The sequence below is a fragment of the Corallococcus sp. CA054B genome, assembly GCF_003611625.1.
Classification (GTDB): Bacteria; Myxococcota; Myxococcia; order Myxococcales; family Myxococcaceae; genus Corallococcus; species Corallococcus coralloides.
The window spans coordinates 81,919-108,148 of the sequence record NZ_RAVY01000005.1 but is presented as its reverse complement, the minus strand read 5'-3'; the positions used below and the strand labels follow the sequence as shown (position 1 = coordinate 108,148).

Sequence of the window (26,230 nt, the reverse complement as noted above, 5' to 3'; positions counted from 1 at the left end):
GCTCCTCCTTCCTCCACCTCCTCGCCCAGGTGAAGCACTCAACCCTCGGCGCCTACGAGCACCAGGACGTCCCCTTCGAGAAGCTCGTCGAGGAGCTGCGCCCCCAGCGCAGCCTCAGCCACACGCCCCTCTTCCAGGTCATGTTCTCCCTCCAGAACACGCCTCAACAGGCGCTTGAGCTGACGGGCCTCTCCATCCGGCCTCTCTCCCTCGACAGCCCTGTCGCCAAATTCGACCTGACCCTTGCGCTCGCCGAGTCCAACGGCGGCTACGACGGCACGCTCAACTACAACTCAGACCTCTTCGACGCCGCGACGGTCCAGCGGATGGCGGGGCACCTGGGGGTCCTGCTTGAGGGCATCGCCACCCATGCGACGCAGCCTCTCTGGCAACTCCCGCTGCTTCCTCTCTCGGAGCGCCAGCAGCTCCTGACGGAATGGAATGACCTGCGCACCCCGCTGAGCCGTGGCCTCATCCACCAGCGCATCTCCGAGCAGGTCGCCCGCACGCCAGAGGCCACGGCCCTGGTCGTCGGTGCCGAGCGCCTCTGCTACCGGGAGCTGGATGCGCGCGCCAACCGGCTCGCGCACCTACTGAAGTCTCTCGGCGTGGGGCCCGACGTTCGAGTCGCCGTCTGCATGAAGCGCTCGACCGAGCTGCTCATCTCCCTCCTCGCCATCCTCAAGGCGGGTGGAGCCTACGTCCCCCTGGACCCCAACTACCCCCGGCAGCGGCTCAACTCCACGCTGAGCAGCGCCACGCCAAGGCTCCTGCTCTCACACCAGGCCCTCCTCGCCTCCCTGCAACTCGACTTCCCGGACGCCAGTGCCATCTGCCTTGACGCACTGCCCTCTCTCTTCGCCACCCTGCCAGCCAGTGCTCCAGACTCCACGGTCAGCGAGGACAACCTCGCCTACCTCATCTACACCTCCGGGAGCACCGGCAAGCCCAAGGGCGTCTCCATCTCCCATGCCAGCGCGGCCGCCTTCCTCGACTGGGCGACTCACACCTTCTCCCCGGCGCAGCTCGCGGGGACGCTGGCTTCCACCTCCATCTGCTTCGACCTCTCGGTCTTCGAGCTCTTCGCGCCGCTCAGCTGCGGCGGCTGCGTTTTGCTCGCCGACGACGCGCTCGCACTCCCAACGCTGCCCGCCGCGCGGGAGGTAACGCTCCTCAACACCGTCCCCTCCGCCATCGCGGAGTTGCTCCGGCTGGGCGCCATTCCCTCCTCCGTTCGCACCATCAACCTGGCGGGTGAGCCGCTCCCGGGCACCCTCGCCCGCGCGCTCTACGTGTCCACCTCCGTCCAGGATGTCTTCAACCTCTACGGCCCCACCGAAGACACCACCTACTCCACCTTCACGCGAGTCCCCGCCGACGTTGTCGAGCCCACCATCGGCGCTCCCCTTACGCAGTCCAGCGCCTACGTCCTCAGCCCCCAGCTCCAGCTCCAGCCCGTTGGAGTTCCGGGTGAGCTCTACCTCGCGGGTGCCGGCCTCGCGCGCGGCTACCTCGGTCAGCCGGACCTCACCGCCGAGCGCTTCGTTCCAGATCCGTTCTCCAGTGTCCCGTGCAGCCGCATGTACCGCACCGGGGACCGCGCCCGCTGGCTGCCCGATGGAGAGCTCGAGTACCTCGGCCGCATCGACTTCCAGGTCAAGCTGCGCGGCTTCCGCATCGAGCTGGGTGAAATCGAAGCCGCGCTCCGGGCCCACCCCGACGTCAGCACCGCCGTCGTCCTCGTCCACGCCTTCTCGGAGAGTGACAAGCGCCTCATCGCCTACGTCGTGGGTTCCGCCTCCGTCGACACCGACGCCCTCCGCCTCTTCCTGCGCGAGCGCCTGCCGGACTTCATGGTGCCGGCCCTCTTCGTCCTGCTTGACGCCTTCCCGCTGACCCCCAACGGCAAGGTCGACCGGAAGGCGCTGCCGACGCCCACTTCCTCCCAGCTTTCCGACTCGCGCGCCTTCGAGGCTCCTCGGACGCCGACCGAAGAGCGGATCGCCTCACTCTGGGCGCAGCTCCTTCGCGTCGACAAGGTGGGCAGGGCGGACGACTTCTTCGCGCTGGGTGGACACTCCCTGCTGGCCACCCAGGTCGTCTCCCGGCTCCGCCGCGAGCTGGGCGTCGAATTGCCCCTGCGTGCCCTCTTCGAAGCGCCGACGCTCGCCGCACTCGCTGCTCACATTGAATCCGGCGCACGTCGTGGTGCTACCGCTCCAGCGCTTCTACCCACCGCTCGCGACGGCCACCTGCCGCTCTCCTTCGCGCAGCAGCGCCTCTGGTTCATCGACCAGCTGGAGCCCGGCAGCGCCGCCTACAACATCCCCACCGCTGTCGTTTTGGAAGGTGACCTCCGGCCTGACGTGCTCCAGCAGGCGCTGGAAGCGCTCACCCTCCGGCACGAGTCGCTCCGCACCACCTTCCCCGCGCACGGTGAGGAGTCGTTCCAACGCATCCTCCCGCGCCTGGAGGTTCAGCTCCCGCTCGTTGACCTGAGCGGGTTGAGGGGTGGCGAGCAGGACGCGGAAACGCGGCGCCTCGTCTCCGAGGAGGCCCAGCGCCCCTTCAACCTCGCTGAAGGCCCGCTCCTGCGCGCCCGCCTCTTCCGCCTCGCTCCCCAGCGACACGTCCTCGTCCTCACCCTCCACCACATCGTCTCCGACGGTTGGTCCATGGGGGTTCTCATCCGTGAGCTCGGCGCGCTCTACCTGTCCCTGGCTCAGGGCACGCCTTCGCCGCTTTCGCCCTTGCCCGTGCAGTACGCCGACTTCGCTGCCTGGCAGCGCGGCTGGCTCCAGGGCCCTGTCCTCCAGGCCCAGCTCGACTTCTGGCGCGACCAATTGGTGGGTGCGCCCCCTGTCCTGGAGCTACCCACCGACAGGCCGCGTCCTGCTGTCCAGACGTACCGGGGCGCCTCCCTGCCCTTCACCCTTCCCCAGCAGCTCGCCTCTCGTCTCAACGCGCTCGCCCAGAGCCATGGCGCCACGCCCTTCATGCTCCTGCTCGCGGCCTGGCAGCTGCTGCTGTCTCGCTACTCCGGGCAGGAGGACGTCAGCGTCGGCTCTCCCATCGCCGGACGCACCCGCTCCGAACTCGAAGGCCTCATCGGATTCTTCGTCAACACCCTCGTCCTTCGCTCTCGCATCGACCCGGGCTCCTCCTTCCTCCACCTCCTCGCCCAGGTGAAGCACTCAACCCTCGGCGCCTACGAGCACCAGGACGTCCCCTTCGAGAAGCTCGTCGAGGAGCTGCGCCCCCAGCGCAGCCTCAGCCACACGCCTCTCTTCCAGGTCATGTTCTCCCTCCAGAACACGCCTCAACAGGCGCTTGAGCTGACGGGCCTCTCCATCCAGCCTCTCTCCCTCGACAGTCCTGTCGCCAAATTCGACCTGACTCTTGCGCTCGCCGAGTCCAACGGCGGCTACGACGGCACTCTCAACTACAACTCAGACCTCTTCGACGCCGCGACGGTCCAGCGGATGGCGGGGCACCTGGGGGTCCTGCTTGAGAGCATCGCCGCGCACCCCGAGCGGTCCGTCTCTTCGCTCTCCTTCCTCTCGGGCTCGGAGCGCCAGCAACTCATCTCGACGTGGAACGACTCCCACCAGCCGTTTCCCTGGGACGGCTGCCTCCACGAGCGCTTCGAGGCCCAGGCGGCTCGCACGCCCGATGCCCTCGCCGTCCTCTCCGACGAAGCCTCCCTCTCCTTCGGCGTGCTCAACCAGCGCGCCAACCAGTGGGCAGCCCTCCTTCGTCAGCGGGGCGTCCGCCCTGAAGTCCGCGTCGCGCTCTGCTTCGAGCGCTCCGCCGACATGCTCGTCGCGCTCCTCGCCGTCCTCAAGGCCGGCGGCTCCTACGTCCCGCTCGACCCCGCCTACCCGCCCCAGCGCCTCGGCTTCATGCTCCAGGACGCGCAACCCCTGCTCGTCCTCTGCCAGCCCCACCTCGCGGAGTCGCTAGCGCCTCACGGCCTCGACGTCCTCTGCCTCGACGACGTCTCCGCCGCCTCCTTCCCTTCCGCCAACCCGGCCCCGCTCGCCTCCGCTGACCACCCGGCCTACGTCATCTACACCTCCGGCAGCACGGGCAAACCCAAGGGCGTTGAAGTCACGCACGCCTCCGTCATGAACCTGCGCGCATCACTCGCGCGCACCGTCTACGCTGGCGTCACCTCGCCCCTTCGCGTCTCGCTCAACGCGCCGCTTGTGTTTGACGCCTCTGTCCAGCAGCTCGTCCAGCTCTCCGACGGGCACTCCCTCTGCGTCATCCCCATGCACGTGCGCGAAGACGTCCGCCTGATGGTGACGTGGTTGGAGCGTCACCAGGTGGATGTCCTGGACTGCTCGCCCTCGCACCTGCGGCTCCTGCTCGATGAAGGACTCGGTGCCCGGCCCATGCGCGTCCTCGTTGGCGGTGAAGCCATCGACGACCCCCTGTGGACGCGACTCGCCTCGCACCCCCACCTCCAGGCCTTCAACGTCTACGGCCCCACCGAGTGCACCGTCGACTCCACCGCCAAGGCCATCCGTGGCGCGGAGCCCCGCCCCTCGCTCGGAGGTCCGCTGGCCAACGCGCGCTTCTATGTCCTCGATGCGCGGCTTCAGCCTGTTCCTGCGGGCGTCCCGGGCGAGCTCTTCATCGGCGGTGCGGGCCTCGCGCGGGGTTACCTCCGCCGTCCCGACCTCACCGCGGAGCGCTTCATCCCCGACTCCTTCAGCGACTCGCCCGGTGCCCGCCTCTACCGCACCGGGGACCGCGTCCGCTGGCTGCCCGATGGAGAGCTCGAGTATCTCGGCCGCATCGACTTCCAGGTCAAGCTGCGCGGCTTCCGCATCGAGCTGGGTGAAATCGAGGCCACGCTCCAGGCTCACCCCGACGTCGGCACCGCTGTCGTCCTCGTCCACGCCTTCTCGGAGAATGACAAGCGCCTCGTCGCCTACGTCGTCCCCACCGCGGATCAGGCGCTGGAAGTGACCACGCTGCGCACCTTCCTTCAGGAGCGGCTGCCCGAATACATGGTGCCCTCCGCGCTCATGGTGCTGGAGGCGTTCCCGCTGACCCCGAACGGGAAGCTGGACCGGAACGCGCTGCCCACGCCCCACGCGTCGAGCACGCGCGCGCACGTGCCCCCGAGAGACGTCGCGGAGCTGGAGCTGGCGCGCCTCTTCGAAGAGGTCCTCGGCGTGCAGCAGGTTGGCGCGCGCGATGACTTCTTCCAACTGGGCGGCCACTCGCTCCTGGCCGTCCGCCTCATGTCGCAGGTCCGCGGGCGTCTGGGCCGCGACCTCCCCATCGCCGCCCTGTTCCAGGCACCCACCGTGGAAGGACTGGCCGCACTGCTGCGGCAGGAACCGAAGCCCTGGTCGCCGCTCGTGCCGTTGCAACCCGAGGGCACCGGGACGCCGTTCTTCTGCGTCCACCCCGTGGGCGGCAACGTCTTCGCCTACGTCGAGCTCGCCCGCCGGCTCGGGCAGGCGCAGCCCGTCTACGGCCTGCAAGCCCAGGGGCTCGATGGCGAGCTGTCACCCCGCGAGTCCCTCACGGACATGGCGCGCGCCTACGTGGATGTCATCCGAACGGTCCAACCGCACGGACCGTACCGGCTCGGCGGCTGGTCGCTCGGCGCGGTCATCGCGTACGAGATGGCCCGGCAGCTTCGCGAACAGGGCGAAGCCGTCGACCTGCTGGCGCTCATCGAGCCCAGCCCGACGGCCCTTGCCATGGGAACCTCCACCGGAGAGGAGTCCTCCGCCGCCGCGCTCTTCGCGCTCGACCTGGCGCGCACCTCGGGCGTTGAGGTCCCGGAGGACGCGACACTGAGCTCCCTCACCCCCGAGGCCGTGCTGGAGACACTGCTCACCCGGGGACGCGAGTCAGGTGTCTTCGTGCCAGAGGTCGGGCTGGATCAACTCCGCACACTCCAGCGCGTCTTCGTCGCCAACCACCGGGCACTGCGGCAACACACCCTGCACCCGTACTCCGGCGCCCTCACCGTGTTCCGCGGAACCGGAACCGAGGCGACGGGGCCCATGAGCGCGGACCGCGGCTGGACGGCCCTCGCGTCAAGCGTGGACGTCGTCGACCTCCCTGGCGACCACTACGGCATCCTGCGTGAGCCCGGGTTGGATGCGCTCGTGAAGGCCCTGGCCTCACTGCTGGATCCCCGCGACACCCCGCCGGACGAGGCGCCCTGACCGCATGACTTCCACGAGCAGGCGCGCCGTCACGAACCCGATTCACGTCTTCAGCCTCATCTGGCTGGGTCAGCTCGTCTCGTCCCTGGGGACCGGGCTGACGCAGTTCTCGGTGGGCGTCTTCGTCTACCAGAACAGCGACTCCGTCACGGAGTACTCGCTGGCGTCCTTCTTCGGGTTCCTCCCGATGATGTTGCTCGCCCCCCTCGCGGGCTCGCTGGTGGACCGGAGGAACCGCCAGCGGGTGATGCTGTTGGCGGACCTGGGCGCCATCGCCACCGTCATGCTGATGTGGGGACTGGTCACCGCGGACCGCTCAGGGCTGTGGAGCTTGCGAAGCTGGCACTTCTACCTGCCGCTCGCGATGGGCTCCGCGTGCAGCACCTTCCGCACGCTGGCCTTCTCCGCCTCCACGGCCCTGTTGATTCCCAAGCAGCACCTGGGCCGGGCCAACGGACTGATTGAGCTGGCCATCGGGGCGGGGCAATTGCTGAGCCCCGTCCTGGCGGGCGTGCTCGTGGTGAAGATCGGGCTCGAGGGCGTCCTGCTCATCAACATCTCAACGTACCTTTGCGCGCTCGGCGCGCTGTTGTGCGTCCTCATCCCGCAGCCACCGTTGGATGAGGACGCCCGGCGCGGGCGGCCCCCCCTTAGAACGGACATCGTCCTGGGCTGGCGCTTCATCCGGGAGCGCCCGGGGTTGCTCGGGCTGTTGGCCTTCAGCTCGGCGGTCAACCTCTTCACGGTGCTGGTGACGGTGTTGATCACCCCCCTGGTGTTGAGCTTCGCGTCGCCCAGCACCCTGGGCTGGGTGGTGACCTGCGCGGGCAGCGGCATGTTGTTCGGAGGCGTGACGATGGGCGTCTGGGGTGGGCCCAAGCGACGCGTCCTGGGCCTGCTGGGCGCCAATCTGGTCGCGGGCATGGCGCTGTGGGCGGCGGCGATGCCCGCGAGCGTGTTCCTCTTCGCGGGCGCCGCGTTCGTCTTCATGTTCACCAGTCCCGTGGCCACCGGCAGCTCGCAAGCCATCTGGCAGACGAAGGTGCCTCCGGCCATCCAGGGCCGCGTCTTCGCCACGCGCCGGATGCTGGCCCTGGCCGCGCCTCCGCTCGCCGCGCTGCTCGCGGGTCCATTGGCCGACCGGGTCTTTGACCCGTGGATGGCCCGGGATGGGCTCCTCGCGGACAGCGTGGGGCGGCTGCTGGGCACCGGTCCAGGCCGTGGCATCGCCTTGCTCTACGTCATCCTGGGGCTCCTGCTGGTGGTCAGCGTCCTGGCGGCCTGCCTCTCCCCAAGGATCCGCGCCGTGGAGGACGAGCTTCCGGATGCGCTGCTGCCTCCGCCCACGCCCCTGCAAGGGCAACACGGCTGAGGTGACAGCCAAAGCCAGGCAGGTGCTCGATCAGCTCGCCCCCAGCTTCATGCCGTGGGGACCGTCCCGCCATCGATGACGAACTCCGTCCCCGTCACCGAACCCGCGCGCGGCGAAGCGACGAAGGCGATGAGGTCGGCCACCTCGCGAGGTTTCGCCGGGCGCCCCACGGGAATGCCACCCCGCGACTGCTTGCCGCCCTCGTAGTCAGTGCCCGTCTGCTTCGCCAGGCGCTCGGCGAGGTGTACGGAGCCCTCCGTCTCGACCCACCCTGGCGAGACGCGCACCACTCGCACGCCTTTGGGAGTCACTTCTTTCGACAGCGCCTTGCTGTACGTGGAGAGCGCCGCCTTCGCCGCCGCGTACGCCGTCGTGGACTCGGGCAGGGCAGCTCGTGCTGGATCGAGGTGACGTGGATGATGACGCCGGAGCCCTGCGCGAGCATCGCCGGCAACAGCGCGCGGTCGAGCCGCACGACGGGCATGAGGTTCAGGTTCAACTCTTTCTGCCAGTGGTCATCCGTGAGTGCCGCGAAGCCGCCGCCCGGGGCGGAGGAGCCTCCCAGCACATTCACGAGGATGTCGATGCCACCGAGGTGCGCCATGGCCTGCCGGGCGACCTCCGCGCTGCCCTCCGCAGTCGTCACGTCCGCCGCGACATAGTGGATGTCCTTCGTGTCGCTCGGCACCGTGCGCGCCCAGGTCCCCCCGAAGGTCGTGTCTGTCTGACAGCTTCCGAGGCGCCTGGTGTTGCCCCCCCCGCCAGACCAGACAAGAGGAGATGGCGCTGGACAGCGACAACGCGCTGTTCCGGTTCCTCAAAATCGCCTGTTTCTTCCAGGCCGACGGCCCTCTCGGCTGAGCATCCTGGAGAAAGGGCTACCCTCCCCCGCTCTTTCCACAGCCAGCAAATGCCAGACCCCGGGTGTTGCCGCAAGCCCCCCCGGCCGTGCTCCACCATCGCCCGTTTCAATCCAGGAACGGGAGGCCGAGATGCACACGGACACGGTAAAACAGCACGCAGTGGTGATTGCTGGAGGGGGCCCGACCGGGCTGATGCTGGCGGCGGAGCTGGCGTTGGCGCAGGTGGACGTGGCCATCGTCGAGCGGCGCACCCGTCAGGAGGTCGCCGGCTCCCGCTCGCGCGGCCTGCACGCGCGCAGCCTGGAGGTGCTCGACCAACGCGGCGTCGTCGAGCGCTTCACCTCGCAAGGGCAAGCGGTCCAGAACGTCGCGTTCGGGCAGGCGCCCCTGGACCTCAGCGACTTCCCGACGCGGCACAACCATGGGCTCGCGCTCTTGCAGGAGCGCTTCGAGGGCATCCTGGCGCAGTGGGTGGGTGAGCTGGCGGTCCCCCTCTACCGTGGGTGCGAGGTGACGGGCTTCGCGCAGGACGACACCGGCGTCGACATCCAGCTGTCCGACGGCCGTGTGCTGCGGGCGAAGTACCTCGTCGGGTGCGACGGGGGACGCAGCCTCGTCCGCAAGCAGGCGGGCATCGGGTTCCCGGGGTGGGACGCGTCCATCAGCTACCTCATCGCCGAGGTCGAGATGACCGGAGCGCCGGAGTTCGGCATCCGCCGGGACGAGAAGGGCACCTATGCCATGGGCCCGCAGGGGGACGGACGCGTAGGCGTCGTGCTGAGAGAGGAGCAGGTCGTCACGGGCGATGCGCCGACCCTCGAAGTTCTGCGCGAAGGGCTCGTCGCGCTCTACGGGACGGACTACGGCCTGCGCAGCGCCACGTACCTCTCACGCTTCACAGACATGACGCGGCAGGCGGCATCCTACCGGGACCGGCGGGTGCTCCTGGCCGGCGACGCGGCCCACATCCACTCGCCCATGGGCGGACAGGGGCTCAACCTCGGCGTGCAGGATGCCGTGAACCTGGGATGGAAGCTGGCCCAGGTCGTGCGCGGCATCTCGCCGGAGAGCCTGCTGGACACGTACCAGGCCGAGCGGCACCCCGTCGCGGCCCGTGCGCTGCGCAAGACCATGGCGCAGACCGCGCTGAGCCGCGGTGACGCGCGGATGGACGCCGTGCGCGAAACGCTGACGGAGTTGCTGCGGATGGACGGGCCACGCAAGCAGTACGCGGCGATGATGTCCGGGCTGGACGTCCACTACGACCTGGGCAACGGACACCCGCTGCTCGGCCGCCGCATGCCGGACCTCGACCTGCTCACCGCCGACGGCCCCCGGCGCGTGTTCCACCTGCTGCACGACGCGAGGCCCGTGCTGCTCGACCTGGGCGAGCCCGGCACGCTCGACGTCACGCCCTGGGAGGACCGGGTCCGGAGGGTCGCTGCTCGCTACACGGGGGCGTGGGAGCTCCCGGTGCTCGGCGCGGTCACGGCGCCCGTCGCGGTGCTGATTCGACCGGACGGACACGTCGCGTGGGTCGGAGCGGGCACGGACCAGGGCCTGCGTGAGGCCCTGACCCGGTGGTTCGGTCCGCCACGTGCGACGTGACGCGTTTCGCGTCCTGGAGCGTCAGAAGTGGCAGGTCCAGTCCGAGCCGCGGTAGCCCGCGACGCCGTTGCAGCTGCACTCCCAGTTCTCGGTGCATGACGGGCTGGACATCGACTGCCGGCCCAGGACATGGGCCGGCCCTTCAGTAGTACTTCGCGCACTCAGCCCAGTTGGGCAGGTAGCACTGCCCCTTGTGGACTTGCCCCACGCCGCCAGGGCACTTTCCCGGCTCCGAGGACTTCACCTTCACCCAGCACTTCGGGCGCTCCTCCAGGTCGGAGGCAAAGTCGTCCTCGTCTGGCTCTGCGTCGAAGGATTGCTCTTCCACGGAGCGGCCTCGAAGCACCCCTACGGCCACCGCCGCTCCGGCGAGGAGGACAGCAACTGCAATCGCCAACACCCTCGTCCGATTCATGCGTCCATGCCCCTGTGGTCTCAGGCCCCCGTCGCCGGGGCCGGCGCCTCGCCACGCGGCAGGACGCCCTGCATCACCAGGCCCAGCACCACCACCAGCGCACAGCCGATGACGTTGAACCAGAGGTAGCCCACGTCGGAGAGGAAGAAGAGGGCAATCACCGTCGCCTGGGCGATGACGGCCGCCGCGAACACGGCATGGCCGCGCACGTGTTTCACGAAGAAGGCCACCAGGAAGAGGCCCAGCACCGTGCCGTAGAAGATGGAGCCCAGGATGTTGATGGCCTGGATGAGGTTGTCCAGCAGCGAAGCGAAGGTCGCGAAGGCCACCGCGACCAGCCCCCAGAACACGGTGAACAGCTTGGACGCCACCAGCACATGCCGGTCCGAGGCGCCGGGCTTGAACACCCGCCGGTAGAAGTCCACCGTCGTGGTGGTCCCCAACGCCGTCAGCTCGCTGGCGATGGAGCTCATGGCCGCGGACAGGATGACGGCGATGAGCAACCCGAACAGCCCGCTGGGCAACCAGCGCTTCACGAAGGCGATGAAGATGTAGTCCGAGTCCTTCGTCTCCGCGCCCGGAAGCGCGCGCGCCACCATGGCCTTGGCCTCCTTGCGGACCGCGCTCGCCTGCTGCTGCGCGCCCTGGAGCAGCGCCCGTGACGCCTCGCCGGCCGCCACGTCGCCCGACTCGACGGCCGCCAGGTAGCGCTCCACCTCCGCGCGCTTGCCGGACTGGAGCTGCTCCCACTTCGCTTCCAGCTCGGCGTACTCGCCCGCCTGCGCCGTGCCCTGCACGCGGGTGCGCAGCGCGTCGTTGAAGAGCAGCGGCGGCGTGCTGAACTGGTAGAAGACGAAGACGAGAATCCCGACGAAGAGGATGAAGAACTGCATCGGGATCTTCAGCACGCCGTTGAAGAGCAGCCCCAGCCGGCTCTCGGAGATGGAGCGGCCCGTCAGGTAGCGGCCCACCTGGGACTGGTCCGTGCCGAAGTACGACAGGGACAGGAACAGACCTCCCGTGATGCCGGACCAGAAGTTGTAGCGGTCCTGCATGTCGAAGTCGAAGCTCACCACGTTCATCCGGCCGAACGCGCCAGCGACGTCCACCGCCTTGCCGAACGACACGTGCTCCGGCAGGCGCCAGAGGATGACCGCGGCGGCCACCACCATGCCGCCCATCATCACCACCATCTGCTGCTTCTGCGTCTGGCTCACCGCCCTGGAGCCTCCCGTCACCGTGTAGAGGATGACGAGCGCGCCCATGACGATGACCGTGGGCTCCAGCGGCCAACCGAGGATGGAGGAGAGGATGATGGCCGGCGCGTAGATGGTGATGCCCGCGGCCAGCCCGCGCTGGATGAGGAAGAGGAAGGCGCCCAAGAGCCGCGTCTTCAGGTCGAAGCGCGACTCCAGGTATTCGTACGCGGTGATGACGTTCAGCCGGTAGTAGATGGGCACGAAGACCGCGCTGATGATGACCATCGCGATCGGCAGGCCGAAGTAGAACTGCACGAAGCGCATCCCGTCCTCGTAGGCCTGCCCGGGGACGGAGAGGAAGGTGACGGCGCTTGCCTGCGTGGCCATGACGGCCAGGCCAATGGTGGGCCACCGCAGCTCACGGCCTCCACGCATGTACTCGTCGCTGGTGGCCTGCCCTCGGGACTTCCAGAGGCCCCACACCACGATGAACGCAATCGTCCCGCCCAGGACCAGCCAGTCGAGCCCCGTCACGCGTACGCCTCGGTGAGTCCCCAGAACACGGCGACGAACAGCACGAAGGCGCCCAGCACCAGGATGTAGATGTTGCGCCAGGAGCCCAGCAGCGGCGGCGCGTCATCGAGCTCCGGCCGGCGCGCGGGGACGGCGTCGGCGGGCTCGGGAGGGGTCAGGTTGGGGGCGGTGTTCATTGAGAAAGGATGTTGGCCAACAGGCGGTAGGCGCCGGGAACCCCGGCGGGGAGCTGACGGAAGAAGGCGAGGCCCGTGTAGATGAAGGTGCCCTTGCCATGACGAGCGACCAGCAGCGCGCCCTGGAGCGGCGCCTCGCCGGCGTCGTGCATGGCGAACACGGGCTGATAGCGAGCGTCCCACGACGACGCGAAGTAGAGGCCACGCTCCTGCACCCAGCCCTCGAAGTCCGCGGCCGTCAGCGCATTGGGCGCGCGCAGCAGCGGTTCATTGGCGCGCAGCGGCGTCATCACCGCCGTCTCATCCGTCACCCGGTCGCGGCCAATCTCCATCGGATAGGGCCCGACGAAGGACGTGAGCGGCCCCACGCGGCTGTTGGTGTTGTACTGCACCACCAGCCGCCCGCCGCCTTCCACGTACTGGAGCAGCCGCTCACGGTGGACGGCCAGGTGAGTGTTGGCGTTGAAGGCGCGCACGCCCACGAGGATGGCGTCGAAGCGCTCCAGCGGCTCCCGGGCCAGCCGCTCCTCGGGAAGCAGCGTCACCTCGTAGCCCACCGCGCTCAGGCTCTCCGCGACGCGGTCGCCCGGGCCGGGGATGTAGCCAATGCGCTTGCCCTTCATGGCCAGGGAGAACGGCACCACCGTGGCCGCGGAGGGCTGGCGCACCGTCAACGGCGGGATGTGGGGATGGGACACGGTATGGGCACTCCAAGACCAGGCGCGGCCCCCCACGTCGACCTCCACGGAGAGGACCCCCTCCTTCGTCGAGCCCGGGGGCGGCGTCACCTGGAAGGTGACGGTGCGCTCGTCTCCGCTTGCCGCGAGCTTGAACCCGACCGACGCGGGCTCCACGCGCCAGCCGGGCGGCGCCACCATCCGCACCGTGCCCGGCACCGGGTCCATCCCCGCGGCCAGCACCACTGGCACGGCGCGGGACTCGCCGTTGGGGAACATGAGCACGTCCTGCGCCAGCGTGGCGGTGACGGGCGGGACGACCTCGAAGTCACGGTAGAGCTCGCCGCGCACCGGATCCGTCCAGGCGTGGACCACCGGACGCACCGCGCGGAAGCGCCGGCCCGCGACCTGGTACTCGAACGTTACCGATAGCGCGGGAACGCCCTCCGGCTGGCCGGTGAGCGCGCGGTCCTCGCCCTTGAGCGTGTAGAGCCCCCCGGTGACAGGCTCCCGGAGCCAGTAGGGCGTGGAGATGGGCGCCGTCGCCGGCAGCGTCACCGTGCGCGACAGCTTCAGGGGCACGTTCGCGCCCAGCACCTTCCCCACGGACTCGGGTTTCTCGCCGGGCAGCGTCAGCCCCACCCACTCGACGGCGGCGGGCGAGCGGTTCAGCGCCACCACATCCAACGCCACGGGCAGCCCCGGGATGCCCGTGGGCGCGGCGGCACGCACCTCCAGGAACAGCCCCGCGCAGTGGGCGATGAGCGCCTCCACCTCATGCAGCTTGGGCGCCTTCCACGGGTGGGTGTCCGGCAGCGCGGTCAGCGCTTCATGGACGCGGACGAGCGCGGGCAGGGAGCGGTGGGGAGCGCGCGCATCGAACGACTTCGTCGCGGCGGCCACCGCGCGGGACACGGCCTCCGAGCCCGCCCAACGCTTCCAGGAGAAGTCGAGCCCCTCGAACACGTCGCGCTTCGGGAGCGTCCCCGCCAGCGGCGTGAAGTACTCGGCGGCGGGGCCCCGGTCCGCGGCCTGGCCGAAGCCCTGGCTCTTGTGCTGGCTGCGGCTCTCCGCGGCCACCTCGCCCCACGAACGCCCGAGCAGCGCGTCGTAGCCGCCCACCTCCAGCTTCACGTAGCGGGACAGGTCCTCATCGGGCTTGAACCACCACGAGGAGGCGTTCTGCAGCAGGCGGTCCGCCTTCCACGGCTTCACCTCCGACAGCTGCTCGGGAAAGCGCTTCGGGTCGGCGGCGGCGATGAAGGCCTCCGCCGCCAGCAGCGCGGAGGCGGTGTGGTGGCCGTGGTTCGGCGGCTCCGTGGTGAAGCGGGTGATGATGACGTCCGGCTGGAAGCGCCGGATGGCGAGCACCACATCCGCCAGCACCGCTTCATGTCCCCAGATGCGCAGCGCCTCTTCCGCGCTCTTCGAATAACCGAAGTCCCGCGCCCGCGTGAAGAGCTGCTCCGCGCCGTCCACGCTCCGCGCGGCGAGCAGCTCATGCGTGCGGATGAGCCCGAGCAGTGCGCCCTGCTCGGTGCCGATGAGGTTCTGCCCTCCATCCCCGCGCGTCACGGACAGGTAACCCGCGCGCAGGCCGCGCTCTCCCACCAGCCACGCGAGCAGGCGCGTGTTCTCGTCGTCCGGGTGGGCCGCGACATAGAGCACACTGCCCGTCACACCGAGCCGCTTCAGGCCCGCCGCGATTTCACCCGCGTGGAGCTGCCGGGCAGGCCGTGCCACCGCCGTCGACCCGAATCCAAGGCTCATGGCCAGCGTCATTCCAAGGAGCAGGTTCCGCATTCGCACGGACCCTATACCAACCCGCGCGGTCCGCATTCATTCCGGGATGACGCCCGGCGCCACGGCCGGACGCGACGTGCGAGCCTGCACTTCCGGTGGCGTGCCCGCCTCGACCTGTTATCACGGCATGCCGTGACGTCCTCGTTCTCGACCGCGTGGCTGCGCGGAGATGCGTCCGCGCTCTCCTTCCTCTCCGATGACTATCGGCACCGTGAAGCGCGCGCCCGGGCCGTGGCCGCCGCCGCGTCGCGCACGGTGTCGCCCGCGCTGCTGGACGTCCTCGCCGCGCAGAACGCGCGCCTCGCGCCGAGTCCCGCCCGGGAGCAGAACCTCGCGCTGCTCGCGCGGCCCGGCACCGTGGCGGTGGTGACGGGACAGCAGATGGGCCTCTTCCTGGGCCCGCTGTACACGCTCTACAAAGCCGCCTCCGCCATCGTCACGGCGCGCGCGCTCCGGGAAGAAACCGGCCGGCCCTGTGTTCCCGTCTTCTGGCTCCAGACGGAGGACCACGACCTTCCGGAGATTGACCACTGTCTCCTCCCACGTCCGGGCGGAGGGCTCTGTCGACTGGCGCTCGAGCTTCCGGAGGCGGCAACGTCTCGAGCGCCCATCGCCCACCGGCACCTGGGCCCGAGCGTCCTCCCCGCCCTGGCCACCCTCCGCGCCGAGCTGGGAGCAGAACCCCACGCGGAGGCGTTCCTCTCCCTGCTGGAGCAGGCCTACCGTCCCGAGGCCACGCTCGCGCAAGCCTTCACCGGCGTGCTGTCGTCCCTCTTCGCCGACGAGGGCCTGGTCTTCCTCGACCCGAGAGACGCACGGCTGGCGCCCCTGGCCGCGCCCGTGCATCGCTTCGCCCTCCAGGAAGCGGGGCCCCTCTCCGCGGCGCTGGCGGCCCGCGCGGAGGCGCTCACCCGCGCGGGCTACGCGGTGCAGGTCCATGTCCGCCCCGGCTCGCCGCTCAGCTTCTTCTCACCGGAGGCGCTCGATGGCCCGCGCTACCGGCTGGACCCGGCGGAAGCAGGCGCCTGGAGTCTGGTGGGCCACCCGGAAGGCAGCGCCCTCACCCAGGACGCGCTGCACGCCGCCCTGGAGCGTGAACCGCTGCGCTTCACCACGTCCGCGCTGCTGCGCCCCCTCCTCCAGGACACCTGGCTCCCCACGGCGGCGTATGTCGGAGGCCCGGGCGAGCTGGCCTACTTCGCGCAACTGGCGCCGCTCTACGCCCACGCGGGCCGGCCAATGCCGCTCGCCATTCCCCGGGCCCGCTTCCGCGTGCTCGATGACCGCGCGCGCCGGTGGCTGGGCAAGGTGGGGCTCCAGCCGGATGAGGTGAACGTGCCGCGCGACACGCTGCTCACGCGGCTGGCCACGCGGAATGCCCCGGAGCCGCTGGAGACGCCCGAGGCCCTGGAGGCCCGCCTCTTCGGCGCATTCTCCTCCGAGCTGGAGCGCGTCGCCGGACAGGTGTCGGCGGTGGACCCAAGCCTCCAGGACGCGCTGCGCCGCACCCAGGGCACGGTGCGGGTCGCGGTGTCCCGACTGACGGGCCGCTACCGCCGCGCGCTCGCCCGGCGCGATGCCACGGCGGCCGAACAGGTGGACCGCCTGCGCACGTTCCTCTTCCCGGAGGACGCGCCCCAGGAGCGTGTCCTGGGGCTGCCCTACTTCGCCTGCCGCATCGGGATGCGTGCCTTCACGAAGCAGGTGCTGGACGCGTGTGTCCCCTTCTCCGGTGACTCGAAGGACCTGACGCCATGAGCGCGACCCCCGCCGCCTACAACATCGACGTCCTCGCCTTTGGCCCGCATCCGGATGACGTGGAGCTGTTCTGCGGCGGGCTGATGGCGAGCATGGCCGCCCGCGGCTACCGCACCGGCATCGTCGACCTGACGCGCGGCGAGAAGAGCTCGCGCGGCACGCCTCGGTCCCGCGCGGAGGAGACAGAGGCCGCCACCCGCGCGCTGGGGCTGGCCCACCGGGAGAACCTGGAGCTGCCCGACGGCTGGCTCAATCCGTGGGCGGGCTTCGACACGCCCGAGCCCGAGCGCGCCCGCACCGCCGCCGTGGCCCGCGTGGTGGAGGCGCTGCGCCGCCTGCGTCCGGAGCTGGTCGTCGTGCCCTGGGAGCAGGAGCGGCACCCGGACCACGAGGCGGCCAGCGCGCTGGTGACGCGCGCCCTCTTCTTCGCGGGCGTGCGCAAGTTCGATACGCAGCCCGCCGCGGAGCCCTTCACGCCGCGGCAGGTCCTCTACTACCCGCTGCGGCACCTGGCCGAGCCTGGCGTCATCATCGACGTCTCCGCCGTCTACGAGCGCAAGCTGGCCGCGGTGCACTGCTACGCCAGCCAGGTGACGCCCCGCCCGGACGCCCCGCCCACGCTGGTGGGCTCACCGCTGTCGCTGTCCTCGCTGGAAGCCCGGGACCGCTTCCATGGCGCGCAGATTGGCGTCACCCACGGCGAGCCCTACATCCTCCGCGAGGCGCTGGGACTGGCCGACCCGCTCGACCACTTCCGAAGGAATAGCTTCGCCCGGCCCCTGTTCTTCCCGGCACGCACATGAACGCCCCGCTCAACGTGGCCATCACCTGCTTTCCGACCTTCGGTGGCAGCGGCATGGTCGCCACGGAGATTGGCCTCGCGATGGCGGACCGGGGCCACCGCGTCCACTTCATCGCCCGGGACCTGCCGGTCCGGCTCCATGGCACGAACCGGAAGGTCGTCTTCCACGAGGTGACGGAGAGCGACTACCCGGCGCTCCAGCAGTCCAGCACGTATCCCATCGCGCTGGCCTCCAAGATGATTGAGGTCGCCAGCTACGAGCGCCTGGACATCCTGCACGTCCACTACGCGGTGCCGCACGCCACCGCCGCGTGGATGGCGCGCGAGGTGCTGGGCCCCAGGGCGCCGCGCGTCGTCACCACGCTGCACGGGACGGACACCACGCTGGTGGGAATCGACCCCAGCTACCTGCCCATCACCCGCTTCTCCATCATGCGCAGCGACGCGGTGACGGTGCCGTCGGCCTACCTGCGCCGCGCGACGTGGCAGGGCTTCGACATCCCAGAGAGCGTCCGCATCGACGTCATCGCCAACTTCGCGGACACCGCGCGCTACGCCCCGGTGCGCGACCGCGCCTGCCTGCGCGCGCTCTTCCCGGACCTGCACGACTCCGAGCCGGTGCTCATCCACGTCTCCAACTTCCGGCCGGTGAAGCGCATCGCCGACGTGGTCGCCATCTTCACGGAGGTCCACCGCCGCCGTCCCTGCCGGTTGGTGATGGTGGGTGACGGTCCGGAGCGCTCGCCCGCGGAGCGGATGCTGCGGGAGATGGGCCTGGAGGGCCGCGTCGCGTTCCTCGGCAAGCAGGACCGCTTCGAGGAGCTGATCGCCGCCTCCGACGTCTTCCTGCTCCCCAGCGAGCAGGAGAGCTTCGGGCTCGCCGCGCTGGAGGCGCTGAGCTGCGGCATTCCCGTGGTGGCCAGCGACCTGGGCGGAATCCCGGAGCTCGTCACGCACGGAGAGACGGGCTTCCTGGCGCCGCTGGGGGACGTCCCCGCCATGGCCCGGCACGTGCTCACGCTGGTCGAGGACGCGGAGCGCTGGCAGGGCTTCTCACGCCGCGCGCGGGCGCGGGTCCTGGAGCACTTCCAGATGGAACCCGCCATCGACCGCTACGAGGCGCTCTACCGCCGGCTCCTGACGGGGCCCCTCCATCGCTGAGGAGCCCCGGGAGCGAAGCGGGCTACTTCTTGTTCTTCCACTCCGCCAGGGCCTTGGAGACCTGGTCGCGGTAGAAGAAGTTCTTGTCCTTCTGCCCCAGGTCCCACGCGGTCTGCGCGGCCTTGCGGGCCTCGGCGTACTTGCCCATCTGCGACAGGACGCTCGCGCGGGTCCAGTGGGCGTACCACGTGGGGTTGGCGGCCACGGCCGCGTCGGCGTGCTTCAGCGCGGCGGCAGGGTCCTTGGCGGTGCCCGCCAGGTAGGAGGCCGCGCTCGTGTGCATGCTGGCCGCGTCCTTCTCCGCCTGCTCGATGTTGGCCTTCGCGAAGGCGGCGGTGTCCACCGTGATGGGCACGGAGACGCGCAGCTTCTCCCACTCCAGGTCCAGCCGCGTGCCGGTGTCCGTGGTGTCGGTGAAGAGGTACGTCAGGCGCTCGCGCGCCGGAATCTCCGCGGTGGTGGCGCTCACCGTGGCCACGTCCTTGGAGGCGTCATAGGGCGCGGCGCCCCGCCACAGGCCCAGGTCCGTGTTCAGCATCACCTTCCAGCCCTTCTGCGAGGGCAGGCTGACGATGGTGTAGGAACCGGCCGGGACGGCCTTGTCGCCGAAGGTGACCGGGTGGCTGAAGGTGATCTTCGTCGCCGCGTTGGCGCCGCTGCGCCACGCCTTGTCATTGGGGACCAGCTCGCCCCAGATCTTCCGGCCCTTCACGCCAGGGCTGGAATATTCGACGGAGATTTCGGAGACACCAACCTGCTGCGACACCTTCGCCGCGGGGCTGGGGGCCGGCAGTTGGAGCTGAGCCAGCGCGGGCGTCGCCGCCAGGGTCATGAGAGCGGAAGCCATACAGCCGAAGAGCGGGTTCTTCATCGTCTTCACTTCGTCCTTTCCGACCCGCGAAGGGTCGCAGAGCCCGCGGAGTGTAGAGACGCGCAGGCCGATGTCCACCACCGCCACCCGTCGTAACGCGCCCTTTCCAGTCGCCCCAAAGAACGCGATGTTCAACTCTTCCCCCTTTTCCCCCCTGGAGCGAGTCGCATGCGCATCCTGACAACGTCCCTCATCGTCGCCACCCTCCTGGTCGGTTGCCAGGACGATCCAGAGCCCACGTCACCGGACTCGGGCACCCAGCTGCAGGACTCGGGCGTTCCCGCACAGGATTCGGGCGTCCCCGGGAATGACTCGGGTGTCCCGGAGAATGACGCGGGCGTCACTGAGGACGCAGGCGTCCCGGAAGACGACGCGGGCACTCCGGAAGATCCGCTCCCCAGCGGTCCCCCGGTTCCGCAGGGCCCGCCCAACGTGCCTGAAAACACGCCGGCCTTCCCCGGGCAGACGCGCGTCCCCGCCATCCAGACGAAGACGCCCCTCAAGACCACGGAGATTGCCTCCGGCTTCAGGAACCCCTGGGCCATCGCCTTCCTGCCGGACCAGCGCATGCTGGTGACGGAGAAGGCCACCGGCTCGCTCTACATCGTCACGCAGCAGGGCGCGAAGTCCTCCGCCGTCAGCGGCCTGCCCGCCGTGGACGCACGCGGCCAGGGCGGCCTGCTCGACGTGGAGGTGGGCCCGGACTACGCCACGAGCGGGCTCATCTACTGGACCTATACCGAGCCCCGTCAGGGCGGCAACGGGCTGGCGGTGGCGCGCGCGCGGCTCGTGGACGGAGCGCAGCCTCGCGTGGAGAACGTCCAGGTCATCTTCCGCATGATGCCCACGCTCGAGTCCACGCTGCACTCGGGGGGACGGATGGTGTTCACCCCGGACAACAAGCTGTTCGTCACGCTCGGGGAGCGCTCCATCCTCGAGGGCCGTGCCCAGGCCCAGGACGTGAAGAGCCACTTCGGCAAGGTGGTCCGCATCAATCCCGACGGCTCCGTGCCCCAGGACAACCCGTACCTGAACACCCAGGGGGCGAAGCCGGAGATCTGGTCCATCGGCCACCGCAACGTCCTGTCCGCGGCGCTCGACAGCCAGAACCGGCTGTGGACGGTGGAGATGGGGCCGCAGGGAGGTGACGAAGTGAACCGCCCCGAGGCCGGCAAGGACTACGGCTGGCCCACGATCGGTTATGGCGAGGAGTACTCCGGCGCGCCCATCCACCAGAGCACCCAGGCTCCGGGCATGGAGCAGCCCGTGTACTACTGGGACCCGGTGATTGCCCCCTCGGGGATGACCTTCTACTCCGGGACCCTTTTCCCCGAGTGGAAGAACGACATGTTCATCGGCGGCCTGGCCGCCAAGACGCTGGTGCGGCTCATGGTGCGCAACGACCGCGTGGTGGGCGAGGAGCACCTCCTCAAGAACCTGGACGCGCGCATCCGCGAGGTGGTGCAGGGCCCCGAGGGCGCCCTCTACCTGCTCACCGACGCCACCAACGGCAAGGTGATCAAGGTCACGCCGCAGTGAAGCATCCGTAGGCCACGGCGCGCTCCCCACTCCCCGAGAGCATCAAACCTCGGGGAGCGCGGGGGCGCGCAGTGGGTTTCAGTCGTCAGGGTCGAGCGTGGCAGGGTCTCCGCGAGGAACCGGGCATTGGACGCGGGATGGGTGGGGTCCTCTGGCGCGGCAATGACAAGCGTGGGCACGGCGGCCTGCGTGAGCTCCGCTCCGCGAGCCATTCCGGAAGGGTCGGCTCGGGCATGGGCCGTCGAAGTATCGTGACGGCCCGCATGCGCGATGACGCGCCGCTCGAGTGCACGGAACTCGTCGGCATCGAAGGGAATCACGCGGCCGTTGAGCCTGCGCCAGTTCTCGACCCGCCACTCCACCTGCTCATCCAGGCCGCGCGGGGTGCGTGACCAGCAGCCACTGCGCCAGGAGGCCCCCGGTGGACCCCATCATGAGCAGAACAGCGGGAGTCTGCTCCGGGCCTCGTGACTCGACCCAGAGCGAGACGCCCTCGGCGACCTGGACGAAGTGTTCCATGTTCCGTCCGCTACGGCGCAGGCATCCAGGCCAGCCCCAGGTTCCTGGCACTGCTCGAGTGCACGGTCTGGATATCGCCGCCGTCGGCCAGATTGGCGCTCCGGACCGCGGTCCCCAGCCAATCCGCCCAGTACACCCGCCCGGCCGTGACATCGATGGCAATCCCATGCACCGTGTACCCCTGGCTGGTCACCAGGGCAGTGGGGCTGGCGCCGTCCAGGCTGGTGACATGGACGCTGACGCCGCGGGTCGAGTAGTACACCTTCCCGCTGCTCGAATCGATCGCCAGGCCCACGCCCAGTCCGTTCAGGCCTGAAGCGACGGTCTCCACGTTGGTGCCATCCAGGTTGAACCGCACGATCCGGGTGTTGTTGTAGGTAATGACATACGCCTTGCCGTTCGGGACATCGAACGCAAGGGCGGACGGGCTATCGATGCCGCCAACGACCTGCGTGGGATTGCTGCCGTCCAGCTCGGTGCGCATGACCCGCTTGCCGTTGAAGTCGGACCAGTACAGCTTGCGGTTCGTCGAGTCGACCGCCAGCCCGCTGGGATAGCCCCCGTTCGCCACGACATCGACCGCGTTCGCCCCATCACTGTCCACTCGAACGATTGCGCTGTCGCGCGTGTAGAAGACGGAGCGGGTGACCGGGTCGGTTGCGACAGAAGACGCCCCGCTGATGCCTGTCTTGAGCTCAATGGCATTTGTGCCATTCACGTCCACCCGCCACAGCGAGCCGGAGGCAGTCATCCAGTAGAGGCGCGCAAGGATGGTGACGTCGACCGTGAAGGTGGTGGAGGTGGTGTCGGAGCCGTCACTCACCGACAGGGTGATGGTGGTGGAGCCGCTGGCGTTGGCGACGGGAACCACCTTGAGGGTGCGGCCGGTGCTGGAGCCTCCGAAGACGAGGTTCGCGGGGGCGTTGGGCACCAGGTCGGGATTGGAGGACGTGGCGATGACCGTGAGGCCGTCGGCGGCGGTCTCCACGTCGCCCACGGTGAAGGCCAGGTCGCCTGTCGAGCTGTCCTGGGGGATGCGCTGTCCGGCCACCGGGGAAATGGTGGGGACGTCGTTCACTGGGGTGATGGTGAGGGTCACCGTGGCCTGGGCGCTCTGGCCCTGGCTATCGGTGGCGCGAAAGACGAGCGCATCTTCGCCATTGTAGTCGGCGCTGGGGGTGTAGGTGAGGGAGCCATTGGCGCTGACCTCACTCACCGTGCCGTGGTCCGGTGCATCGACGATGGTGAAGGTGAGTGCCCCGTTGCCGCTGGCCGGCAGGTCTACCTCGAGGGGCGTGTCTTCCGCCGTCTCGAGGGTGACACCGCGGGCTACCGGCGGGTCTTTGGGCGGCGGGTCATCGTCGCGACATGCGCCGAAGGTGCTGACGGCCAGTCCCACCACCAATCCTGCGCGCAATGCGGCGGCCCATCGTGAAGACAAACAGGACATGAACGTTCCTCGTGGTGAGCCCGGCAAGGGTGCGGTCGACATGAAGTGCCGGGTTATGGGTTTGATGAAACCTTCAAGCGGCGACTCAGCGCCGGGCGGGAGGGACGTTCACCTCCGTCACGCCCCGAGCGTCGAGTTGGAGGACGGTGGGCGCGCGCTCGCACTCCCACGTCGTGACGTTGGCGAAGCACGTGTCCCCTTCACGCCACAGCCCGCCATCCTCGTGGATGTGGCCGAACAGGTGCAGCCGGGGGCGCACGGCGAACACGCGCTCGCGCAGATCCGCGCAGCCCGTGCGTTCCCCCACCGACAAGCCGTCCCCGAAGCCCGCTGGAGGACCATGCGTGATGAGGACGTCGAGGCCCTCGGGGATGGCCGCCCACTTGCTGGCGAGGGCCGTGCCCCGTGGCAGGTTGAAGGCCCAGTCGTTGTAGGCCGGCTGCCAGGGGCTTCCCCAGAAGCGCAGGCCCGCAACGGTGGCCTCGCTGTCCTGCAGGTAGATGACGTCCTCGCCCAGAAGCGCCCGGGCCTCCGCGGGCGAGTCGGCGAAGGCGCAGTCGTGATTGCCCGCGACGATGATCTTGTGACGGTAGGGCAGGCCGCGAATCCACGACGCCACTCGGGCGAGCTCGTCCAGGTCCCCCGCGCGGCACATGTCGCCCGCGTGGACGAAGATGTCGCCCGGGGGCATCACGAGCTCGTCGTGGAAGAGGTGGGTGTCCGCGACGGCGACGATGCGCATCGTCGCAGTATGCCTCAGGACTGCATCGGTTTCCGGAACGCTGCCGGACAGCGGCCACGGCGGCGATGGCGCCGCGCTGACATTGCCCCTCCCCTACCGTCGCGCGGAGACCCAAGGCACTGAAGCAGGGTCGCTCTCCGACAAGACGACAAGCGGCGGGACGCCTTGAAGGAGCACCGGCCGTGGCGTGCGGGGCGGGAGTCCTCGAACGAGGTGTTTCCCGCCCCAGACCTCATGTGGCCCGAGGCGTGAGGCGAGGCCTCACGGGTACGCCGTGACTGTCGGCGGCGTGGTGCTGGTGAAGAAGTCCGGGAAGCTCGCGGTGTAGTGGCTCCCGCTGCCGCTCTCTCCGGAGATGACGCCGGTCTTCGAGCCCGAGACGGTGACCGTGGTGCCGTCCGCGGCAATCGCCACGTTCTCCGACACGATGTTGCCCGCCCCCAGGTAGACGCCCAGTCCACTGGTCCGGATGACGGTCAGCGTGGCCGGGTCCACATGGTGCACGCTGAGGGTGATGGGCGCGCTGCCGCTGAGGCTCGACTTCTGGGTGTAGCTCGCGGCGATTCCCAGCGCGTTCACCGCCACGGACCGCGTCGGCTCATAGACGACGGACGTGCCCAGGGTCACGGTGCCGTAGCCATACGCACACGTCGGGATGGGCTGGCGGAAGAGCTTGATGTCATAGACAGTCGGCGTCACGTTCGGCTGCGGGTAGGCGGAGATGCTGTAGATGCATCCGTTGAACGACGCGGATGTTACCGCTGACTCCTGCTGCGCCAGCGCATCGTCCTGCCCGGTCACCCCATCTCCTCCGCCGCAGGCAGAGACGAGAACGGCGACACAAAGACAACCAGCCCGTTTAAGGAATTGCATCGTGCAATGACTCCTTGGTTCGCGGGGAAGCGCGGGCAAGGTAGCAGCAACACGATTCTCTTCGCCACGACATCCCGACCCATGCCCCCTCCTTCACGCAGAACGAGGCGAGCCCGCATCGCCGGTCCGTGCGTGCCCCCATGGATGCGGCGCCCTGGATGGCGCGCATCAAGGCCGCCAGGGGCGGAGTTGCGCTGAGCCAGGCCACAGGAGACTGGACCGTCGAGCCACCTCATCGGTCACGCTGCTGGCGTTTCCACTCGTCGTACAGCCCCTGCTCGCCCGCCGGGCGCAGCGGCCTCAACGGGAGGGACTGGCCCTGGGGCCCGCGCGCCAGCTGCGCGTAGATGGGCGCCGTGGAGAGACCGAAGGCTTCGCCCTCCTCGTTGGAGTAGGCGAAGAAGGCTCCCTGGATACCGCACAGGTGCATGGCGGCCAGACACATCGGGCAGGGATGACCGCTGGCGTAGATGACGCAGCCGCTCAGACTGGCGCTTCCCAGGCTCTGGCTCGCCTTGCGAATGGCCAGCAGCTCAGCGTGGGCGGTGGGATCCTTCGTCTGGTTGACCTCGTTGACCGCGCGCGCGAGCACCTGGCCATCTCGCACGAGCACGGCCCCGAACGGGCGGCCCCCAGCCTGGACGTTGGCGCGGGCCAGGGCGACAGCCTCGCGCATGAACTCCTCAGTGGACGGCTCCATCAGCGACCTCCTGCGACAATGAGTAACCGCCGCGAAGCAGACGGCATGGCTATCAGGGAGACTCAGCTCACGGCGTCGACTTGATGAAGTCGACGAACGTGCGCAGCGGCACCGGCAGGTGCTTCCGCCCCGCGTAGTAGAGGAAGGGCCCCGAGAAGCTCGGCCACCACCGTTCGAGCACGGGCTCCAGCTCTCCCCGGTCGAGGTAGGGGCGCAGCCAATCCTCCAACAGATAGACGATTCCACCGCCCGCGACCGCGGCCTCCACGGCGAGGTCGGTGCTCGTGTTGAGGCTGAAGAGCAGCGACCCTTTGGGTTCGACGTGGATCGTCTCTCCACGGCGTTCAAACTCCCACGCAGGCACCGGTCCGCTCAGCAAGCGCCCGCGCAGGCAGTCGTGTTCGAGCAGATCGCGAGGATGCTTCGGTCGGCCCCGACGCTCGAGGTATGCGGGCGATGCGGCCGCCGCGTAGCGCTGCATGCGCGGCCCGATGGGCACCACCACCATGTCCTGCTCGAGACGCTCCTCGTAACGGATTCCGGCGTCATAGCCTTCCGCGATCACGTCGATGAGGCGCTCTTCGGCGGTCACCTCCAGGGAGATGTCGGGGTACTTCGCGAGGAACGGCTGCACGATGCGTGGGAGGACGAGGCGCGCGGCGGCGATTGGCACATTGAGCCGCAAGCGCCCCGCGGGTCGGTCACGGAAGGTGTTCACCACGTCCAGTGCGGACCGCACCTCCCCCAGCGCCGGTGCGAGCCGTTCGAGCAACCGCGCCCCCGCGTCCGTCGGAGTCACGCTGCGCGTGTTCCGGTGAAGCAAGCGAACGCCCAGACGGGCCTCGAGGCGGCGGATCGCATCCCCCAAGCGGGAGGCGCTCATGCCCGACGCGCGAGCCGCGCTGCGGAACCCGCCTTCGCGGGCGACCGTCAGGAACGCCGTGAGGTCAGAGAGGTCATCCATCAGTGTG

Annotated in this window: 17 protein-coding genes and 1 pseudogene; 7 read left to right on the top strand and 11 right to left on the bottom strand. The window is 69.4% G+C overall.

Annotation, left to right across the window (positions count from 1 at the left end):
- Both D7V80_RS02595 and D7V80_RS02590 read left to right on the top strand, forming a co-directional pair.
- Positions 1 to 6,197: non-ribosomal peptide synthetase (locus D7V80_RS02595; RefSeq protein ID WP_147446969.1), on the top strand; the 6,197-nt coding region annotated here is incomplete at its 5' end.
- 4 nt (positions 6,198 to 6,201) lie between these two features.
- Positions 6,202 to 7,569: an MFS transporter gene (locus tag D7V80_RS02590; protein WP_120586632.1), complete on the top strand. Its 1,368-nt coding sequence runs from the start codon at positions 6,202 to 6,204 to the stop codon at positions 7,567 to 7,569.
- A gap of 47 nt (positions 7,570 to 7,616) precedes the next feature.
- Here D7V80_RS02590 and D7V80_RS43805 read toward each other — a convergent pair.
- Positions 7,617 to 8,215, bottom strand: a pseudogene (locus D7V80_RS43805) (SDR family oxidoreductase).
- A 346-nt stretch (positions 8,216 to 8,561) separates the two neighbouring features.
- Between D7V80_RS43805 and D7V80_RS02580 the strand changes: the two are divergent.
- The gene (locus D7V80_RS02580) at positions 8,562 to 10,040 is read left to right on the top strand and encodes an FAD-dependent monooxygenase (RefSeq protein WP_120586631.1); all 1,479 of its coding nucleotides are present in this window, start codon (positions 8,562 to 8,564) and stop codon (positions 10,038 to 10,040) included.
- 142 nt (positions 10,041 to 10,182) lie between these two features.
- Here D7V80_RS02580 and D7V80_RS02575 read toward each other — a convergent pair whose 3' ends face one another.
- The 4 genes from D7V80_RS02575 to D7V80_RS02560 all read right to left on the bottom strand — a co-directional run bounded on the left by D7V80_RS02575 (position 10,183) and on the right by D7V80_RS02560 (position 14,844).
- Positions 10,183 to 10,368, bottom strand: coding sequence for a hypothetical protein (locus D7V80_RS02575; protein ID WP_120586630.1), 186 nt, complete (start codon positions 10,366 to 10,368; stop codon positions 10,183 to 10,185).
- 107 nt (positions 10,369 to 10,475) lie between these two features.
- A complete protein-coding gene (locus D7V80_RS02570; RefSeq protein WP_120586629.1) occupies positions 10,476 to 12,188 on the bottom strand; it encodes a sodium:solute symporter in 1,713 nt (570 codons plus the stop codon).
- Complete coding sequence (locus tag D7V80_RS02565; RefSeq protein WP_120586628.1) at positions 12,185 to 12,364, bottom strand: hypothetical protein; 180 nt, start codon at positions 12,362 to 12,364, stop codon at positions 12,185 to 12,187. The genes D7V80_RS02570 and D7V80_RS02565 overlap by 4 nt, the downstream gene beginning before the upstream one ends.
- Positions 12,361 to 14,844 carry a PIG-L family deacetylase gene (locus tag D7V80_RS02560; protein WP_120586627.1) on the bottom strand — a complete coding sequence of 828 codons (2,484 nt, stop codon included), beginning with the start codon at positions 14,842 to 14,844 and terminating at the stop codon, positions 12,361 to 12,363. The genes D7V80_RS02565 and D7V80_RS02560 overlap by 4 nt, the downstream gene beginning before the upstream one ends.
- A gap of 84 nt (positions 14,845 to 14,928) precedes the next feature.
- On the opposite strand from D7V80_RS02560, the gene bshC reads away from it, so the two are divergent.
- Genes bshC through bshA form a run of 3 tightly spaced genes read left to right on the top strand, consistent with a single transcriptional unit; the run spans position 14,929 to position 18,565 of the window.
- Positions 14,929 to 16,602 carry a bacillithiol biosynthesis cysteine-adding enzyme BshC gene (gene bshC / locus D7V80_RS02555; protein WP_199738341.1) on the top strand — a complete coding sequence of 558 codons (1,674 nt, stop codon included), beginning with the start codon at positions 14,929 to 14,931 and terminating at the stop codon, positions 16,600 to 16,602.
- Positions 16,599 to 17,405, top strand: coding sequence for a bacillithiol biosynthesis deacetylase BshB1 (gene bshB1 / locus D7V80_RS02550; RefSeq protein WP_120586625.1), 807 nt, complete (start codon positions 16,599 to 16,601; stop codon positions 17,403 to 17,405). Before bshC ends, bshB1 begins: the two co-directional genes overlap by 4 nt.
- Complete coding sequence (bshA, locus tag D7V80_RS02545; protein WP_120586624.1) at positions 17,402 to 18,565, top strand: N-acetyl-alpha-D-glucosaminyl L-malate synthase BshA; 1,164 nt, start codon at positions 17,402 to 17,404, stop codon at positions 18,563 to 18,565. The genes bshB1 and bshA overlap by 4 nt, the downstream gene beginning before the upstream one ends.
- 22 nt (positions 18,566 to 18,587) lie before the next feature.
- Here the strand turns inward: bshA and D7V80_RS02540 are convergent, their stop codons facing one another.
- Positions 18,588 to 19,445 (bottom strand): DUF2911 domain-containing protein, encoded by an 858-nt coding sequence (locus D7V80_RS02540; protein ID WP_120586637.1) that lies wholly within the window; start codon positions 19,443 to 19,445, stop codon positions 18,588 to 18,590.
- 159 nt (positions 19,446 to 19,604) lie between these two features.
- Between D7V80_RS02540 and D7V80_RS02535 the strand changes: the two genes are divergently transcribed.
- The gene (locus tag D7V80_RS02535; RefSeq protein WP_120586623.1) at positions 19,605 to 20,975 is read left to right on the top strand and encodes a PQQ-dependent sugar dehydrogenase; all 1,371 of its coding nucleotides are present in this window, start codon (positions 19,605 to 19,607) and stop codon (positions 20,973 to 20,975) included.
- Positions 20,976 to 21,504: 529 nt separating this feature from the next.
- On the opposite strand, the gene D7V80_RS02525 is transcribed toward D7V80_RS02535, so the two are convergent.
- From D7V80_RS02525 to D7V80_RS02505, 5 genes are all read right to left on the bottom strand, one after another.
- On the bottom strand, positions 21,505 to 22,893 hold the full coding sequence (locus D7V80_RS02525; RefSeq protein WP_233585084.1) for an Ig-like domain-containing protein: 1,389 nt from the start codon (positions 22,891 to 22,893) through the stop codon (positions 21,505 to 21,507).
- A gap of 136 nt (positions 22,894 to 23,029) precedes the next feature.
- Positions 23,030 to 23,686 carry a metallophosphatase domain-containing protein gene (locus tag D7V80_RS02520; RefSeq protein ID WP_120586621.1) on the bottom strand — a complete coding sequence of 219 codons (657 nt, stop codon included), beginning with the start codon at positions 23,684 to 23,686 and terminating at the stop codon, positions 23,030 to 23,032.
- Positions 23,687 to 23,947: 261 nt separating this feature from the next.
- Positions 23,948 to 24,487 carry a hypothetical protein gene (locus D7V80_RS02515; RefSeq protein ID WP_120586620.1) on the bottom strand — a complete coding sequence of 180 codons (540 nt, stop codon included), beginning with the start codon at positions 24,485 to 24,487 and terminating at the stop codon, positions 23,948 to 23,950.
- A 304-nt stretch (positions 24,488 to 24,791) separates the two neighbouring features.
- Positions 24,792 to 25,259, bottom strand: a complete 468-nt coding sequence (locus tag D7V80_RS02510; protein WP_120586619.1) for a nucleoside deaminase — start codon at positions 25,257 to 25,259, stop codon at positions 24,792 to 24,794.
- A gap of 67 nt (positions 25,260 to 25,326) precedes the next feature.
- Complete coding sequence (locus tag D7V80_RS02505; protein ID WP_120586618.1) at positions 25,327 to 26,223, bottom strand: LysR family transcriptional regulator; 897 nt, start codon at positions 26,221 to 26,223, stop codon at positions 25,327 to 25,329.
- Positions 26,224 to 26,230: the final 7 nt, after the last annotated feature.

What these genes read in the sequence shown, in the direction of transcription:
- bshA (WP_120586624.1), top strand. Translation starts at nt 17,402, where the DNA reads ATGAACGCCCCGCTCAACGTGGCCATCACCTGCTTTCCGACCTTCGGT.
- D7V80_RS02560 (WP_120586627.1), bottom strand. Translation starts at nt 14,844, where the DNA reads ATGCGGAACCTGCTCCTTGGAATGACGCTGGCCATGAGCCTTGGATTC.
- D7V80_RS02510 (WP_120586619.1), bottom strand. Translation starts at nt 25,259, where the DNA reads ATGGAGCCGTCCACTGAGGAGTTCATGCGCGAGGCTGTCGCCCTGGCC.
- D7V80_RS02565 (WP_120586628.1), bottom strand. Translation starts at nt 12,364, where the DNA reads ATGAACACCGCCCCCAACCTGACCCCTCCCGAGCCCGCCGACGCCGTC.
- D7V80_RS02520 (WP_120586621.1), bottom strand. Translation starts at nt 23,686, where the DNA reads ATGCGCATCGTCGCCGTCGCGGACACCCACCTCTTCCACGACGAGCTC.
- D7V80_RS02505 (WP_120586618.1), bottom strand. Translation starts at nt 26,223, where the DNA reads ATGGATGACCTCTCTGACCTCACGGCGTTCCTGACGGTCGCCCGCGAA.
- D7V80_RS02590 (WP_120586632.1), top strand. Translation starts at nt 6,202, where the DNA reads ATGACTTCCACGAGCAGGCGCGCCGTCACGAACCCGATTCACGTCTTC.
- D7V80_RS02535 (WP_120586623.1), top strand. Translation starts at nt 19,605, where the DNA reads ATGCGCATCCTGACAACGTCCCTCATCGTCGCCACCCTCCTGGTCGGT.
- bshB1 (WP_120586625.1), top strand. Translation starts at nt 16,599, where the DNA reads ATGAGCGCGACCCCCGCCGCCTACAACATCGACGTCCTCGCCTTTGGC.
- D7V80_RS02580 (WP_120586631.1), top strand. Translation starts at nt 8,562, where the DNA reads ATGCACACGGACACGGTAAAACAGCACGCAGTGGTGATTGCTGGAGGG.